15 protein-coding genes are annotated in these 17,399 nt (G+C 42.9%); 2 read left to right on the top strand and 13 right to left on the bottom strand.

The window, feature by feature from the left end; translation table 11 throughout:
• Positions 1–49 precede the first annotated feature (49 nt).
• The 7 genes from OFY17_RS11570 to OFY17_RS11540 all read right to left on the bottom strand — a co-directional run bounded on the left by OFY17_RS11570 (position 50) and on the right by OFY17_RS11540 (position 5,957).
• On the bottom strand, positions 50–772 hold the full coding sequence (locus OFY17_RS11570; protein ID WP_263530890.1) for a hypothetical protein: 723 nt from the start codon (positions 770–772) through the stop codon (positions 50–52).
• A complete protein-coding gene (locus tag OFY17_RS11565; protein WP_263530889.1) occupies positions 769–1,308 on the bottom strand; it encodes a DUF2878 domain-containing protein in 540 nt (179 codons plus the stop codon). Before OFY17_RS11565 ends, OFY17_RS11570 begins: the two co-directional genes overlap by 4 nt.
• 21 nt (positions 1,309–1,329) lie before the next feature.
• A complete protein-coding gene (locus OFY17_RS11560) occupies positions 1,330–2,589 on the bottom strand; it encodes an SAM-dependent methyltransferase (RefSeq protein WP_263530888.1) in 1,260 nt (419 codons plus the stop codon).
• Positions 2,590–2,614: 25 nt separating this feature from the next.
• Entirely contained in the window at positions 2,615–3,403 is a 789-nt protein-coding gene (locus tag OFY17_RS11555; RefSeq protein WP_263530887.1) for a DUF1365 domain-containing protein, read from the bottom strand.
• Positions 3,397–4,647, bottom strand: a complete 1,251-nt coding sequence (locus OFY17_RS11550) for an NAD(P)/FAD-dependent oxidoreductase (protein ID WP_263530886.1) — start codon at positions 4,645–4,647, stop codon at positions 3,397–3,399. Before OFY17_RS11550 ends, OFY17_RS11555 begins: the two co-directional genes overlap by 7 nt.
• Before the next feature lie 74 nt (positions 4,648–4,721).
• Positions 4,722–5,483 (bottom strand): SDR family NAD(P)-dependent oxidoreductase, encoded by a 762-nt coding sequence (locus OFY17_RS11545; protein WP_263530885.1) that lies wholly within the window; start codon positions 5,481–5,483, stop codon positions 4,722–4,724.
• Positions 5,484–5,513: 30 nt separating this feature from the next.
• Positions 5,514–5,957, bottom strand: a complete 444-nt coding sequence (locus OFY17_RS11540) for a nuclear transport factor 2 family protein (RefSeq protein ID WP_263530884.1) — start codon at positions 5,955–5,957, stop codon at positions 5,514–5,516.
• Positions 5,958–6,163: 206 nt separating this feature from the next.
• Here OFY17_RS11540 and OFY17_RS11535 point away from each other — a divergent pair, with 206 nt between their 5' ends.
• Complete coding sequence (locus OFY17_RS11535) at positions 6,164–6,739, top strand: sigma-70 family RNA polymerase sigma factor (RefSeq protein ID WP_263530883.1); 576 nt, start codon at positions 6,164–6,166, stop codon at positions 6,737–6,739.
• A gap of 5 nt (positions 6,740–6,744) precedes the next feature.
• Positions 6,745–7,452 carry a ChrR family anti-sigma-E factor gene (locus OFY17_RS11530; RefSeq protein ID WP_263530882.1) on the top strand — a complete coding sequence of 236 codons (708 nt, stop codon included), beginning with the start codon at positions 6,745–6,747 and terminating at the stop codon, positions 7,450–7,452.
• A gap of 45 nt (positions 7,453–7,497) precedes the next feature.
• On the opposite strand, the gene OFY17_RS11525 is transcribed toward OFY17_RS11530, so the two are convergent.
• The 6 genes from OFY17_RS11525 to OFY17_RS11500 form a co-directional block, all read right to left on the bottom strand.
• On the bottom strand, positions 7,498–9,183 hold the full coding sequence (locus OFY17_RS11525; RefSeq protein WP_263530881.1) for a dipeptide ABC transporter ATP-binding protein: 1,686 nt from the start codon (positions 9,181–9,183) through the stop codon (positions 7,498–7,500).
• Positions 9,184–9,185: 2 nt separating this feature from the next.
• Complete coding sequence (locus tag OFY17_RS11520; protein WP_263530880.1) at positions 9,186–10,052, bottom strand: ABC transporter permease; 867 nt, start codon at positions 10,050–10,052, stop codon at positions 9,186–9,188.
• Positions 10,045–11,070 carry an ABC transporter permease gene (locus tag OFY17_RS11515; RefSeq protein WP_263530879.1) on the bottom strand — a complete coding sequence of 342 codons (1,026 nt, stop codon included), beginning with the start codon at positions 11,068–11,070 and terminating at the stop codon, positions 10,045–10,047. Before OFY17_RS11515 ends, OFY17_RS11520 begins: the two co-directional genes overlap by 8 nt.
• Before the next feature lie 5 nt (positions 11,071–11,075).
• Positions 11,076–12,704, bottom strand: a complete 1,629-nt coding sequence (locus tag OFY17_RS11510; RefSeq protein WP_263530878.1) for an ABC transporter substrate-binding protein — start codon at positions 12,702–12,704, stop codon at positions 11,076–11,078.
• A gap of 307 nt (positions 12,705–13,011) precedes the next feature.
• Positions 13,012–13,941 carry a response regulator transcription factor gene (locus tag OFY17_RS11505; protein ID WP_263530877.1) on the bottom strand — a complete coding sequence of 310 codons (930 nt, stop codon included), beginning with the start codon at positions 13,939–13,941 and terminating at the stop codon, positions 13,012–13,014.
• Positions 13,938–17,357, bottom strand: coding sequence for a hybrid sensor histidine kinase/response regulator (locus OFY17_RS11500; protein ID WP_263530876.1), 3,420 nt, complete (start codon positions 17,355–17,357; stop codon positions 13,938–13,940). The genes OFY17_RS11505 and OFY17_RS11500 overlap by 4 nt, the downstream gene beginning before the upstream one ends.
• Between the last annotated feature and the right edge of the window lie 42 nt (positions 17,358–17,399).

Genomic DNA, 17,399 nt, shown 5'->3' with positions numbered 1-17,399 from the left:
AAAAGTTTGAAATGGTTTTGATCTATTAGCTAATTTTAAGAATAAGGTATTAGGGGTATTGGTAGCGTATATCGACGTTTTCATACTTGCCTTTTGCGTTACTAATATTGGCTCGGCCAGTAAATCGAACTAGCCTTTTTGTGTTCTCTTCGTAGGCAACCACGATAGGGTCTACCGCCATTTTAACGAGCCAAGACGTTGGAGATAAAGAAAAACAAACACTGCCATCTTTTGTGTTTTCTAAGCACTTGTCCAGTCCAAAACGAAAGCCAAAGGTCGTCTTTTTACTAGGTACCACATAGTCCAGATCGAATTTTTCGCCTTCCAGAAGGGGCTGCCAATGTTCTTTTATAAAGGGATCAAAGCCTGCATCAATGATCATGTTTGGAGTCAGTGTTAATTGCTTGGTACTGTCTGCTTCATCACGGCTTGCTTTGTAGGTAATCAGAATATCCTTGCCCTGCTGAATGACTTTAATGAACTCGCCATTTCTGTCGTTAGTTTGCTCAAAGCTAGGCTGGTGGCTTGATAAGGCATAGTTAATGGATTTGTTGGCAAACACGGTGCCGTCTGCTTCCATGTAGGTGACGGTGCGCATGCTTTCTTTGGTACGGTGAATTTCTTGGTAGAGAAGCTCACCACTTTTTAAACTGTAGGCTTTGCCTATAACAGCATACGGTGTCGAGTGAATTGATGAATCATTCTGCTCGGCAAAGCTCATAGCGCTTGAAAGCACAAGGTAGGCACTAGCTAACGTGAAGAGTGGATTCATGTCAGCTCCTCATGTTCATTTTGTTCTGGCAGGCTTGGATAAAGTTGCCACTTTTCACTTAGCCATACGCCCATTGGCACCAGAATGGCCCATATTATGGAAATCAGTAGTAATGACTCAAAGGTTGGCTGGGCTAAATTGATATCGGTTAGCTTGGCTCCCGCAAAGTAACTAAAGGCTGGTCCGATAAAGCCAGCTAGCGCCGCTGCGAAATAACGGGACTGTAGAAAACGCAAACCGTGAGCAAAAAGCGTACCTACACAAAACCACAGGCAAAGTAACCAAATTGGCATGATTCCATCGAGTGGCTCGCCAGAGTCTGGTAGTAAAATGCCCATTTTGAAAAGGCCACCATCAATCAAACAACCTAACACACCGAAGAGAACAATGAGCCTCCATTCGGCTTTGTTATTCATCAAATAGTGCTGGTGGATAGACAGATAGACTAAAGTTGCAATAAGCGCCACAGGGCTTCCACCTACCACACAAATTAGCCAAACTAGCTGGAATAATGCTGTGTTGGTGATAGCTTTCATTACATATCCTCCAAATGCTGGCTACTTAATGGATAATCTATGCTCTGGCTTAGCGAAGATAAATTGGCCGGTACTAATGGCACGTTCCTTAAATCCGCCTTCACAATAAGCTAAGTAAAAGTCCCACATACGACAGAACACGTCATCAAAACCCATGTCTGAAACAGTGTGTTTTACGTTATGGAAGCGAGTTCGCCAGTCTGCCAAGGTTTTCGCATAGTGTTCAGTAATGTCTTCCAGACCAATGATTTGCATATCGGTTTTTGAGGCGATTTTATCAGCGATAACTTTGTTTGACGGTAAGCAACCACCAGGGAAAATGTATTTTTGGATGAAATCTACTGAGCGACGAGCGTAGTCGTATCTCTGGTCGGCAATAGTAATAGCTTGAATCACCATGACACCGTGAGGCTTTAGTAAAGAACTGCATTTGGAGAAGTAGCTGTCATAGTATTCATGACCAACCGCTTCAATCATTTCAATAGAAACGAGTTTATCGTACTGACCTGTTAGGTCTCGGTAGTCTTCTAGCAATAAGGTGATTTTGTCTTGTAAGCCTTCCGCGATCACTCGTGCTTGAGCGAACTCAAATTGCTCTTTTGAAATCGTTGTCGTAGTGACTTTACAGCCATAGTGTTTCGCAGCATGGATGGCCATGCCTCCCCAACCTGTGCCAATTTCTAGTAGATGATCTTCAGGCGATAGCTGTAGCTTTTGGCAAATAGTATCGAGCTTGTGTACAGACGCATCTTCTAATGATGCATTTTCCTGTGGGTAGATAGCAGAAGAATACATCATGGTTGGATCGAGAAAGAGTGAGAAGAAGTCATTACCAAGGTCATAATGGGCTGAAATGTTTTCTTTTGAGCCTTGCTTGGTATTGGCGTTCAATCGATGTGCTATCTTTGCTCCAATGCGGCTCCAAATAGGTCGCTTAGCATCGATTTTATTAATCAGGTTAAGGTTCGCTACCATAAGACGAATAACGGCGACGAGATCTGGCGATGTCCAGTGCCCCTTCATGAAGGCTTCACCTGCTCCTATACTGCTGTGCAAAAACACATCGCGAAAAGCTTGATGATTGTGAACATGAATATGCGCAATGTGTTGGGCGCTGTCTTTGTCTTCACCAAAGGAATAAGTTTGACCATTTTCTTCCAAAATAAGGTGGCCAACTTCTAACTTCTTTAGCATGGTGAATACCATTTTTCGTGCGATACCATCAAACCAAGTGACATTGTTGGCTTTTACTTTTTGACTATCGATACTAACGGAGTTCATTTTTGTTAGGCTCCTTACTGGGGCATTATTTAACAGTGGAAGACGAATCAGGGTGCGAGTAAAAAGGCACCTTTTTTAGTAATAGCTTCATTGCTTGCCAATAAATGCCATAAGCAACTTTCATGGTCATTACAGGGTAACTAAACAGCACCTTTGCCATACTGGCTGAAGTGAGGGGTACCTTTGATAATGACAGAGTGGCATCAAAAACACACTCTTTGCTATCTAACTCTTTGTTTTGCATATGTACAACCAAGTTTTTATTTGGCTTATTACTGCGCCAATCATAAAAATGTTCCATCGGATGAAACGGCGACACATGCATTGTCTTGTTAAATTCAATACGCTGTTTTTGCTTTTGTGGATCACATTTTAATACGTAGGCGACTTTTTCTTTCCACGGGGTATTGGTGACTTCCAGCAACATAGCTTGCAGATTTTCTTCTTCATCGAAGCAATAATAAATACTGATAGGATTGATGATAAAACCAAAGTAACGGCAGTTGGTCAGCATTCTAACAGGCCCTGAAAGTGACAAACCGAGCTGAGTATTCACTCTTTCTAGTACGGCCTCTTTAATGCTTTTTTGATCGTCACCAAAATAATCTTGGCGATTGAAACGAGCAAGAGAAAAGCGTTTTGTTGACCACCAAGAGCTTAGAGAAAGCGCACTATCGAGTTCGTCTAGGTCAAAATACATCATGAAAACACGATATTGAAAAGCATGGCTTTTAGGCGAAAAGCGCCTATGACGAACGGTTCCCTGAAATATAGCTGAGTGCTTAATGCCCGTCGTTCCTTGTTGGCTTACCATTGCGCCCCCAGACTTTTGGCAACACGTATACCGCTCCAACAGCCATCTTCATGGAAACCATTACGCCAATAGGCGCCACAGAACCATGTGCTGTTGACGCCATTGATCTCTTGCCAGTTCTGTTGCGCTTGCATGCCCTTCAGAGTGAATACTGGGTGAGAGTAATTGAATTTGCGCAGCACCTTATTTGGATCAATTTTTTCTGATTCATTTAAGGTAACCACATAGGTGGTGTCACATTCAAAGTGCTGCAAAATGTTCATGTTGTAGCTTAGGGTAGCTGGCTTAGTTTGATCTTCCCCTAAGTGATAGTTCCAACTGGACCAAGCCAGTTTTGCTTTTGGCAGCAGTTTGGTATCTGTGTGTAGCACCACTTCATTGTCGCGGTAAGGGATGGAAGACAGTATGTCTGTTTCAGCTTGGCTTGGATCAGCGAGTAAGGCTAATGCCTGATCACTATGGCAAGCGAAGATTACTTGGTCAAAGTGCTCCATGTCGCCGTTTTCTAATTCAATACTTGCCCCAGATGCAGAGCGGCTTACCTGCTTTATTTTTGTGGATAGACGTATCTTGTCCATGAACGAAGCCGTTAGAGGCTTTAAATAGGCTGAAGAGCCGCCTTCGATGACTCGCCATTGTGGTCGATCGTTTACGCTCAATAATCCGTGATTTTTAAAGAAACGAACAAAAAAGACTAAGGGGAATTTCATCATTTCATCTAAGGTAGACGACCAAATAGCACTGCCCATGGGTATTAGGTAGTGGCTTGCGAAGCGCTTGCCATAGCCTTTTTCGGCGAGGTACTGAGCCAATGTCAGGTCTTCTGCTAATTGACCGCTTTCTAGGTCTTGGATGGCTTCTTTATTGAATCGAAGAATGTCTTTTAGCATTCCTAGGTAGGGGATGTTGAATAAGTTACGGCGTTGAGCAAACAGGGTGTTTAAATTATTGCCACCGTATTCTAGTCCTGTGTTTTGGCAACTAACGCTGAAACTCATTTCTGTTGCCTTGGAAGTCACGCCAATTTCGTTCATTAAGCGAATGAAGTTTGGATAAGTCCAATCATTAAAGACAATGAAGCCCGTGTCTACGGCACGCTTTTTACCATTTTCATCGATATCAATAGTTGCTGTGTGGCCGCCTATTCTATCGGCGGACTCGAACAAGGTGATGTTGTGTTTTTTATTCAAAAGATAGGCAGAGGTTAAACCTGATATACCTGAACCGATAATGGCGATGTTCACTAATTTTTCTCCTTTGAATGGGAAAAGTGGTTAATAGTTATTGTTAGGGACTAGTCTTCTCAGCGCTACTTTCTTTAGATCTCTTTTTTAGGGGCAAGGAGAGACTGCCACACTTTTGGGAAGTGTCTGCCAAACCAGAGCATAGTTGATAAAGGTTTAGGGAAGGCATACTCATATGGGCGTCTTTGTATCGCTTTAAACATACACTGGGCGGCGTCTTCCGACGACATAATAAACGGCATAGAGAAGTCATTTTTCTTGGTTAGTGGAGTGTCGACAAAGCCGGGAAGTAAACAGGATACATCAATGCCAAAAGGTACTAAATCCATTCTTAATGAAGCTAAAAAATAGCGAACGGCTGCTTTACTGGCGCCATAGGCTTCAGCTTTTGGGAAAGCCGCATTAACAGCCTGTGAACCAACGCCAACTAGGTGAGGGCGTGAGGCTTTTTTTAATAGAGGTAAGCAGGTATCGATAGAATGAATCATGCCAAAGAAATTCACCATCATGACTCGTTTAGACATATCCCAGTCTGGTTGTTCGACAGATAGGTCTAAATACTCGCAACTGCCTGCATTTAAAATAGCGCAGTCTAGGTGTTCCGTATGCTCTGATAGTTGTTCACGAACTAGGCTAATCTGGCTTTCGTTTGTCACATCAAAAGCAATAAAAGTTAAGTCGTCATATAGGCTTAAGAGGGGGGATAGTTCGCCTTCACTCCGTGCACTGGCTAACACCTTCCAGCCATTATCTAAATAACGTTTTGTTAAGGCTAGGCCAATACCTGAGCTTGCCCCAGTTATCCAAACAACTTGTTTACTCTTTGTGTGACTCATAAAGTCTTCCTAAGCTTTAAGCCCTAAGTATCAGGCTGCAAGACGTTTCTTTAGTTTTTTCACAACTGAGCCTAACACTGGTACGTGTTCATAAATCAACTCACCCATGTCGTAAATGTCTTCATGGAAATAGATTCGATCATTAAATTGAATCTGGCTGACGCCACGCACTGTTACGGTATTTTTACCCAGTTTTGGGTGTTTAAAGTGCATGTTCCATTTGATATAGGCGGTGTCTTCGGAGAGTATTTGATCGAGATACTCAAAACGGCCGCTTTGAACGTTCAAGCACATCTCAGATAAATACGCATGTAGAGCTTCCGAACCATACAATTCATGAACAGGGTCTTTAAACCAAACGTTCTCGCTGTAGATCTCGTTGATGTTCTGTAATTGGGGATTTTTTACATCCTGATAAAAGGCTTTGAATCCTTCAATCAGTTTATGTGTCGAAGCTATTTTTTGTTCGTGCATAATCTCGCCTTCCTCCTCATCTTCTCTATCTCTCACAGGTATTATGAGGTGTGTTTTTATATGATCATTAAACGCTGTAAATTAGCTTTTAGATCACTTTTTCTTAGTAGTGTTATAAATGTGATCCAAATTCGGACCTAATAACGTATTGATTAGTAGAATAGCTGTGTACTATTCCCTGATAGCCTTTAGCGAGTGGATGATCCATGGAACCTGCATTACAACAGCAAGCTGATGAACAAAGAGTATTAGACATAATTGCTATTGCTCAGCATAGAGACCAAGAAGCTCTGGTGCGCCTGTTTGACTATTATGTTCCGAAAATACGGGCATTTTGTCTCGCCAAGCAGCCGGGGGCGAACTTAATGGCCGACGATATTGCTCAGGAAGTGATGATTCGAGTCTGGAATAAAGCACACACCTATCAAAAGGAATCGGCGTCATTAAATACTTGGATTTTTACCGTCGCTAGGAATGCAAGAATTGATTATTTACGAAAGAACAGTCGCCATCAGTCTGACATAGATCCAGAAAATCTTTGGCAAGACGTTGTTGATGAAAATGCTGACCCTTTCAAGGATATGCAGCACCACAGGGATCAGAAACGCATAAAAGAGGGCTTAGATAAATTGCCGCAAGAACAAAAGCAAGTGTTATCGAAAGTCTATTTAGAAGGTAAGACACACCAAGAAGCGTCCGAAGAGTTATCGCTTCCATTGGGTACGATTAAATCCCGTATTCGTCTGGCCTTGCATAAACTTACTATTTACATAAAGAGGTAGTACCTATGACTCACTACCATCCATCTGTTGAAATGTTGACTGACTACGCGGCAGGGTCTTTACCCTTAACTCATGCCTTGTGCGTATCAACTCATATTGAACACTGCCATGAATGTCAGCAGCAATTAAGAAAGCTAGAAATCTTAGGATCTCACTTATTTGATGATGTGCCGACGGAGCCTCGCCGCTTAGATGACCTTAAACAAAACCTATTATCTAAGCTGAGAAAAAGTGATCGCGTGTCTGATAACAGTCATCCTAAAGAGTCGACAGAATCTAAACTGGATGCTTTCTTGGAAGACTATTCCGTACCAAAAAGCTTACGTCAGTTTGTGAAGAAATCGTACGATCAGTTGAGCTGGACGCGTTTGTCGCCTTCGTTCAAAATCGCCACATTGTATAACGAAGAGGGCGGTGCTCAAGTTGCTTTAACAAGAGTAAAAGCAGGTGCCCACATGCCAAGCCATACGCACACAGGTGATGAAATTACCCTAGTGCTGGAAGGTGCCTTCTCTGATGAAGCGGGCATTTACCGAAAAGGGGACTTTATACAGCGTGGCGCAAACCACAAACATAAACCGATTGTGACCAAAGACGCGGAATGCATCTGTCTAACGGTACTGGATGCTCCAATAGAGTTTACAGGCTGGTTTACACGTCTACTGAACCCGCTGATTCGACGTCACCACCCTTTCACTCGCGCGGAAGGTTAGTTAACTTTTATCATTAAAGTTTGACCTCGCCAGCTCTTGCAGCGGTTACAACTCTGCAAGAGCTGGCGATTTTTTCTCTATAACGGGAATGGCCGCCATTAAACCTTGTGTATACGGGTGCTGCGGGTTACTCATCACTTCTTTTGTCATTCCTTGTTCTACTATTTTCCCTTCTTGCATCACCAGCAGTCGATGGCTTAGCATCTTAACCACATATAAATCATGGCTGATAAATAAATAACTTAGCCCTAATTCCCTGCGTAATGTCTCTAAGAGCTGTAAAACGGTGGCTTGCACCGATACATCTAAAGCCGATGTAGGCTCATCAAGAATCAATAATTTGGGCTGTAATGCAATGGCTCTAGCGATTCCTACTCTCGCTTTCTGTCCACCACTTAGTTGGTGTGGTAATCGGTAAATAAACTCAGACGGTAAACCAACTTGTCGTGTTAACTCTTCGACTTTGGAGTTTAAATCCTCCTTACTTCTATAGGCGCCGAGTCTTAATAAAGGTTCGGAGATTAGATCAAATACTGAATGCCTTGGATTTAACGAGCCTGTCGGGTCTTGAAAGACCATTTGTATGTCCTTACGTAAAGGATGACGAATAAAGTCTTTGCTGCTGATGGCAGTAATGTCTGTTCCTTCAAATAAGATACGACCAGAGGTTGGATCCTCTAATCTGCTGAGCATTCGTGATGTGGTCGATTTACCGCTTCCTGAGCCCCCAACGAGTCCAACACATTCGCCAGAATAAATTTCGAAGTGGCTATCTTCAACAGCAACAAACTCTTCTGTCGCCGAAGAAAATAGAAAGTTCGTTTGTTTGCCGTAAGTCTTACGTAAGCCTTTTACTTGCAATAGCGGGGTTGTGGCTTTACTGGGTTCAGGTAAATGCAAATAGTCAGGGGAGTGGGAGGTTAATTCGCTCAATGATGCATCTTTTGAAGGTGTTGCTAGGAGTAGTTTTTGAGTATAAGGGTGCGCTGCATCAGCGAAGAAGTGGCTTCTTGGATTTTGCTCGACTACTAGGCCTTTTTCCATTACTACGAATTTATCACAATATTTGGCGGCTAAACCTAGGTCATGAGTAATGAGTATGACTGCCAAGTCTCCTTCTTTGGCGAGGTTGTGGACTAAATCCATAATGGATTTTTGTGTCGTAACATCTAGCCCTGTGGTAGGTTCGTCAGCAATGAGCAATTGTGATCTGCAAGCTAACGCTAGGGCTATCATGACTCTTTGACACATACCGCCACTGAGTTCAAAGGGATAAGCGTTTTTTACTCTGTCCACATCGAAAATTTCCACCTGATGCAATAGCTTCTCGATTTCTGCTTCTAAATTTGACCAGTTTGCGTAACCATGGGTTTTTAGCATATCTCGTAAGTGCTGACCCACTTTACGGATGGGATTCAGGGTCGACATGGGATTTTGAAAAATCATCGCAATCTCTCTGCCCCGAACTTCTTCTAACTGCTTTTTATTGGCATTATGCAGTGACATGCCATTATAAAAAATTTCACCTTCAGCGAGTCGGCCATTTTTGTCGAGTAAGTTAAGAATGCTATAAGCAGTAACTGATTTACCACTGCCACTTTCGCCTACCAAGGCTAAAACTTCTCCCCTGTTTAAATGGAAGCTAACATCTCGAACGGCTCGTACTGTGCCCCGTCGAGTTTCAAAATCAATCGCCAAGTTTTTAATACTGAGCAAAGGTTGCTTATCCATACTTACTTCCTTTTTTGTGGGTCAACAAGGTCGCGTAACGTATCGCCCACTAAGTTAAAGGTGAAGACAGCGAGCATGAGGAAGAAGCCGGGAAAAAGAACTAACCACCATTGACCAGAAATAATATAGTCGGCGCCTTCGGCGACTAATATTCCCCATTCGGCAGCGGGTGGTCTCACCCCTAGGCCAATAAAAGACAGTCCTGCAGCATTTAGAATAGCCCACCCCATATTGATGGAGATTTGAACCACTAGGTTGGGTAGACAGTTGGGTAAAATATGAAAAAATAGCGTTCTCAAGTGGCTATTACCAGATAAAAGTGCCGCCTGAACATATTGGCGATCTCTTTGTAAGCTGACTTCAGCCCGTGCTATGCGGATATAAAAAGGTATGTTGATGATAGCGGTGGCATAAATAACATTAATCAATGAATTCCCTAATACGGCGACAATTCCCATAGCCAGCACGAATAGTGGAAAGGCCAACACTATGTCTGCTAATCGTCCAATGAGTCGTTCATACCAACCACCATAGTAGGCAGCGATACTGCCCAGTGCTGTTCCTATAATAAAACTGATGGCGACAGCGCTAACCGCAATTCCTAAATCTAAGCGTGTCGCTATCATTACCCGAGAGAAGACATCTCTGCCTAGGTGGTCGGTTCCAAACCAGTGTTGGCTATTAGGGCCTTGTAGGGCAATTGAAGTATTGGTTTCTAGGGGATCAAATGGAATCCAATAGGGACTAGTTAAGCCTATCAAAATATAGAGACCAAATAAGGCTAATGAAACTAGGGATAATATGTTTTGATTGGCAGTAAACCATAATCTTTGAGCAAAACTTTCTTGGGTTTCAAAAGTGTTATTCATTACGTCCCATCCTCGGGTCAAGTAGGGTGTAGAAGATGTCAATCAAGAGGTTAAGAGACACAAATAGGATTGCCATAATCAGAACAAAGCCTTGAACAGCGGCATAATCTGAGGCAATAAGCGCTTCAATCGCAAAGCTTCCGACACCGGGCCATGAATAGACTTTTTCTACCAAGACATTGCCACCGAGTAAAAAACCAAACACTAACCCAATTACTGTTAATAGAGGGAGAGAGGCGTTCTGTAAAGCGTAAAGATAAACTCTTTTTTTGGCGGGAATGCCGTTGGCTTTAGCGGCTTTTACATATTCACTCTCCAGTGATGTCAGCATAGACGAACGTGTCATTCTGGCAATTGGTGCTAAAGCACATAGTGCGAGTGTTGTAGAGGGTAAAATAAGCTGTGAAAAAGCAGCTTTAAAGGTTTCCAAGTCACCCACTAACAAAGCGTCTATCGTATAAAAACCTGTGATATGTAAAGGCTCTAGGTAAATAAAATCGAGTCGCCCAATGGGGGAGGGTGCCCAGCCCAATAGATAATAAAAGACGAACATTAAAAATAGCCCACTAAAAAATATGGGCGTTGAGGCTCCACAGGTAACAAGAATGCGGCATACATGATCTACCCACGAATTGGGCTTTAGAGCGGCAATAATCCCCAACGGAATCGCCGTGATCAATGCGAAAAATAACCCTAGTAAAGTTAATTCTAAGGAGGCAGGGAGACGGGTTCTTATTTCATCCAAGACATCTTGTCCTGTACTTAAACTACGACCGAAATCCCCTTGTAATATGTTTTGGCAATAGGCCAGAAATTGATAGGGTAGAGAGCGATCCAAACCTAGTTGTTCTCGCACTTGTTGAATGGAAGCCTCGTCTGCTAATACGCCAGCAAAATACACTGCCGGATCACCCGGCAGTGTTCTTGTTAGGCAAAACGATATGACCATGACACCAAAGAAGGTTGGAATGGCAAGCATTACACGCTTCAGTATCAATAGACCTTTATCGTAGAGCATGTTTACTACTCCTTAGAGAAAGCTCGGATATCAAGTTGGCGATGGAACCAGTTTACATAGCCAGAGACATTGCTCTTCATAACAACATCAAGAGAAGGTTGCCACAGAGGGATCATAGGTACTTCATCTGTAGCAATATCAATAAGACGTTTTACGTTAGTGTCGTATTGAGAGTCGGTAACCTCCATGTGTAACGAGCTATCTACCAAGGATTTGATCTCAGGGTTATCGTAGTTCATTGAGTTAAACAAATGCCCTTTGATATAAGCCCAGAAGAAGTAATAATCTGGGTAATTTAACCAGCCACCAAAGTTTTTAAGATGCAGCTCTAAACCTTTTTCCACCAATGCTTTGGTTCTCCAACTAGCGCCCGGAATTTTATTAACAGGTGCGGAGATACCAATGGCTTTCAAGTTTTCTTGGATTAAGAGTGCAGTAGGTTCTGTCCATTGAGAAAAACCTAAGTTGATCGAAATAGGCACTTCAAAACCATTAGGGTAGCCTGCTTCAGCGAGTAAGCTTTTCGCTTTTTCTAGATTAGTGTTGTAAGGGAAAGGTTGAGGCCAAAGAATGGATGTCGCTTTTTCAGTGTCGCGCCCCCACATTGGCTTACCCATTCCATACGCTGCTACATCAAAGATTTCTTGATAAGGGATGGCATAAGCAATAGCTTGGCGAACTTTGGTTTTGCTAAAGGGTTCAAAATTCATATTTAAACCAAGAGCATGAATGGTGTTGTCTATGGTCGAACTTGACACTTTTAATGACGGATAGCTCATTAATTCTTTAACGTCTTTAGAAGGAAGACCTAATGCGACATCCGCATCGCCTCTTTCAATCAAAGCTCTTCGTGTTGCAGAGCTTGGTACTTCGCGGACAATGACACGCTTCATTTTAGGTAGGTCACCACTTTTCCAATCGTCAAAGCGCTTATAAACCAATTGCTGGCCTGGAACCCAGCGTTCTAACATGTATGCGCCACCACCTGCCGGTGTTTTATGCAGGTATTCTGTTGCCCAAGGGTCGTCTTTAGTGGCGTGCTTTTTAGCCAGCGTTGAGTTGATCACCATAGGGATGGGAACGGCCAAATCTGGAAGCGTCAGTTTGCTTGGTTTAAACATTTTGACTTTAAAAGTGTGTTTATCGACGACAACAAATTGCTCTGGGGATGTTAAGCCGCCAGCTTTCATTTGTACGGTTGGGAAGCCTCCTAAGCTGATAGCACGATCAAAAGACCATTTAACATCGTCTGCTGTAACAGGTGAGCCATCCCAAAAGGTGGCATCTTTACGAATGTGGAAGAGGTAGCTCATACCATCATCTACTAATTCCCAGCTCTCTGCCAATTCTGGCTTGATGGTGCTTGAGTCATATTTTAAGCTGCCGTTAGCACTTTCTTTTATGCCAAACGAGACAAGTCGGTCGTACATGTTGACGGCCACTTGATAGCTAGGGCGGTTGGTGCCTGTTCTATGTATATCTAGGCTGTTAATGCTAGCCCCAGACAGAACAATGAGTGTTTCTTGTCTTGTATCGGCCTTAACTTGGGGGGCGAGTAAGCTGGCTATAGATAAGGTGATAAGACCGTAGAGTTTTATTTTGTGCGGAACTTTTTTCTTTAATGAGCTGAGCATGAAACGTTCTCCTTCAGGATAAAAATTCAAGTTGCGTTAAAACACTGTGCTTGCAGGGTAAGCTTCCAAGCCTTGTATTGATCGCTACTTCTTCGTTTAGCCGTAACTCAAAGGAGTAGCATGTCCTAGTTTTCGGGATATCTTCATAGCGCTAATTAATAGGTGTGGGGAGAGTGTCAGAAAAAGTGTCTACTCCACCTGTTTATCTAGAGCAATTGATGTGCCAGATAGAAAATTAATTAGATATTTCATAGTTGAAACAGAGAGCTCTCACCGTTATGAATAGATACATAGAGAGCACCTCGATTTAAACCTGATGAGCTGCAGAAATACTGCGTATTTTATCCAGTGCGGTAATCGCGGCACTGGTGCGATTTTCTACATTGAGTTTTTTAAATATTTGCGCAAGGTGCGCATTAATAGTGTGCGGGCTGATGCTCAGTATTATGGCAATTTCGGCATTACTTTTACCTCTAGCGATCCAAGTGAGTACTTCAGCCTCTCGAGTGGTGAGGTGAAAAGCGTCTTTCAGAATTGGCTCTTCTTGGGGTGATGCTAAATCGACAATTTTGAATAAGTAATCATCCTTGCTGTCTTGGCTGATAAAGTGCAATTCAATGGTCTTATCACCTTGTTGTAATTTCAGGTTTTTATTTCTATTAAAATTTCTTGAAAAGAAAGGAGCCAATTCCGTTTTTAGATTGGCTTTTAACCAATCCTCACTTACCCCTGCATCGCTAAGAAGTTGGTAGGCTTGAGGGGTGGCCCATTTGAATTCACCTTGTTCACTGCTAGTGATGAGAAATTGTCCTGATGCGTCTAGTGCCAGTCGCGCACTTTGAGTAAGACGGGCATTCCTGAGGTGTGCTTGAATCCTCACCAGCAACTCGGAGCTGTTGACTGGCTTTTGTATGTAGTCGACACCGCCTGCTGCAAAGCCATTTAAAATGCTATCCGTATCGCTCAACCCAGTCATGAAAATGATGGGGATATGTTCGAGATTTGCCTGAGCTTTAAGTTGACGGCAGGTCTCAAAACCATCCATTCCCGGCATTAAAGCATCCATTAGTATGATGTCGGGTGTAATACTGCGGGTAATATTCAATGCTTGGTTACCCTCTAATGCGACTAACACAGTAAGACCTGCTTCATCTAGTGTGTCGTTTATCATGCCTAAAGAATCAGGAGAGTCATCGACTACAAGAACGAGGTCTTTTTTCTGTTGAGCAGAGGTCATAGCATTTCCTCCAGTTTTTCTACTACTTGCTGAAATTGGAATTGGCTTGACAGTGACTGTATTTCCTTAGATTGAGGAAAAGGTTTCATTGATTCGATCTTTTTCCTAATGGCATTTAGGTGACCTATTTTCGCCAGACCAATGAGTTCGTTTATGTCTTCTGTTCTAGGCAGCTCTAGGTTGTTGTCGTGTTCTTTTTTCTGTGTGGTTGATAGCTCGCCATGTTGATCATCTGAAAAGCACCAGCGAATGCCTGTACATTGTTGAATCTTATTGAACAAATCATTGTGCTTTAGAGGTTTGATTAGATAGCCATTACTGGGGTTTTTATCCAATGGGGATACAGTGTTGGCATTCGCGGATATCATGATAATGCTGGACTTGGGGTAAAGCTTTCTCAGCTGCTCTGCAAGCTCCCAGCCATTCATTCCCGGCATGGTAACGTCTAAAAGGAAAATATCTGGATCGAATGGGCAGTGTGGCAGCATATTCAGGCATTCGATGCCGCTATTGGCGATGAAGACATCAAAGCCGATGGGTACTAATAATTCTGATAGTAAGCTGCGCTGTGTTGGGTCGTCATCCACGGTGAATATATATTGTTTTTTGCCATAGTATCCAAGAATGTTTTTCTCTGTTTGGGCTTTTAACTCACGGTTTTCTTGGTAGCTGAGGTCAATACTAGAAAGCATGAATGACACACTAAATTCACTGCCTAGATTAGGGCGACTAGTGACTTTTAAGTCGCCCCCCATAATGTCAATTAATAAGCGTGTAATGGTTAACCCTAAACCTGTTCCTGCGATAAAAGGCTGGCCGGGTTTGATGATTCGCTTAAAAGGAAGAAATATTTTTTCTAAAGCGTCTTTTTCAATACCTTCACCAGTATCGATCACTTTGAATTTCATCACCTGATTTCGATAGCTGACAGTAAAAGTAACACTGCCTGTATGGGTGTATTTAACGGCATTCGATAAAAGGTTTATTAAAACTTGGCGCAAGCGCTTTTGATCGGCATGAACTGTGTTTGGAATAGGGGTGAGCTTTTCATAGTGGAAAGCAATATTTTTACCTTTTGCCTGCATACTAAACATGCTTACAAGCTGATCAAGTAGCTCATTTAATTGAACGTCATTTCTTTCTATATGAAGTGTGCCAGCTTCAATACTGGAGATATCTAATAAGCCTTCAATAATATCGGTTAAATGCTCACTGCTGTGCTTGATAGTGGATAGGGCACCTTGGCGATGAAAAGGAATATCCTGAGCATTTTCAAGCAGTTGCGCATAACCCATAATGGCATTCAAAGGGGAGCGAAGCTCATGGCTAATACCCGTAAGATAGCGGCTTTTCGCAAGGTTGGCCGCTTCTGCTAACTCTTTGGCTTTTTGTAGCTCTAGGTCGGTTTTATGGTGGGCTTTTACTTCTTCCTGCAAACGCATGGTTTGCTTTTCGGTTTCTTTATGGGCAATTTGTCTCGATTCTCTAGCTAAAGAAAACATCCAAGCCACAACCCCAAAAACAATCAGCAAAATTAAAAATACATTAATAAGAGCAGAGGAAATGGAAGCGTCAAAAATCGCGTTATTAATGTGTTTTTCTTCTAATAATATTTGCCCATAAACCAGAAAGAGCACACCCGCAATGACCATGCTGTTGAGCAAGAAGAGCCAAAGGAAATGCCCCATTCGTGTGTTGACCTTTTGCAGCCATGACGTTGGTAGCAGACGACCAAAAGCATCAACAAATTGTTCAGAGAGGCGCGACCGTGTTTTACACATGTCGCCACAGCGCACATCCAAAGAGCAGCATAATGAGCAAATATTGCCAGAGTAAGCAGGGCAAATGGTCATGTCTTCTTGCTCAAAGTGGTAGTGACAAATGCTGCAACGTATCTCCTCTACTGAGTTGAAAATCACTTCAGGTCGGGCGAGGTAATATTTTCCCTTGGTTAGCCAAGCTAGCAAGGGTGAGAGTATAAAAGTGAGCGACAAAGCGACGTAAGAAGATAGCGCCTGTAACTCGACTCCCAAGAGTCCTGAATGACAGATAAAGCCAATAATAGAAGCGCCAATCATAGAACCCATGCCAACAGGGTTGATGTCGTACAAATGAGCTCGTTTGAACTCCATCTTTTGGGGGCGTAGGCCAAGGGGCTTGTTGATGACCAGATCCGCAACCAGTGAACCAATCCAAGCTAGCGCGACGATGGCATAGCCACCTAAGATGCTTTCTAAAACACGATAAATGCCAAGTTCCATTAAAAGAATGGCAATAATGACATTAAAGACCAACCAAACCACTCGCCCTGGGTGGTTGTAAGTCAGGCGGGAAAAGAAGTTTGACCATGCAATTGAACCTGCATAAGCATTGGTGACATTGATTTTTATCTGCGAAAGAATGACAAACACACCCAGTAATAGCAGGCTTAATTGTTCTGACTGAGTGACGTAGCTAAATGCCAGCATATACATCTGATTAGGGTCTTCGGCTTGTACGCTAGATAGACCATATTGAATACAGAGTACGGCCAAAAATGAGCCAATCAAAAGCTTAATAAACCCGAATGATACCCATCCCGGTCCTGCACTGATGACGGCCGCCCACCAAGCCTTTTTGTTGTTTTTATCTTGTTCTGGCAGGAATCGTAAAAAATCGACTTGTTCTCCTATTTGCGCAATAAGAGAGAACAAAACCGCCGAAGCTGCACCAAATGCGAGCAAAGAAAAGCTGGATTGAGAAATACTTAGGTCTGTTTCTAGCTCTGTCGAAAGTGGGTTTTGATCCGGTTCATAGTTCACCCACAGGGCTATCGCCTCCTCATACTGAAAGGCTATACAAAGTAGTGGAAGAATTTGAAGTACCAGCCACAGTGGTTGGCTCCACACTTGGAAGCGGTTAATCAAGGTGATGCCGTGGGTCACAATCGGAATGACGATAACACTGCTGATGATGTAACCAATAGATACGTTGATGTTGAGCGTTAGCTCTAGCGCAAGCGCCAATATACTGGCTTCTAAGGCAAAGAAGATAAAGGTGAAGGAGGCGTAGATTAAAGAAGTAACAGTAGAGCCGATATAGCCAAACCCCGCACCACGGGTTAGCAAGTCTATATCAATGCCATGTTTAGCTGAGTAGTAAGCGATGGGAATGCCAGTGAGAAATATAATCAGGCTAACAACGATAATAGCGGCCATGGCGTTACTGAAACCGTGGCTTAGGGTAATTGCCCCTCCTATGGCTTCTAGTGCCAAGAAAGAAATAGCACCCAAGGCGGTCATTGCGACCTTAAAAATAGACCAACGACGAGCAGATTTCGCGGTGAATCTGAGCGCATAATCTTCTAGGGTTTGGTTAGCAACCCATTGATTATAATGCCTTCTTACTCGAAATACGTCTTGCGGCGCTTTACTCATTTAGCAAACCTTTTTCTATTTTTACAGCCTGTCTTTAAACAG

Origin of the sequence: Marinomonas sargassi, from assembly GCF_025716875.1 — a bacterium.
GTDB classification, from domain to species: domain Bacteria; phylum Pseudomonadota; class Gammaproteobacteria; order Pseudomonadales; family Marinomonadaceae; genus Marinomonas; species Marinomonas sargassi.
Note: the sequence above shows the minus strand (reverse complement) of the source record. Positions and strands in the feature narration are given on the sequence as shown.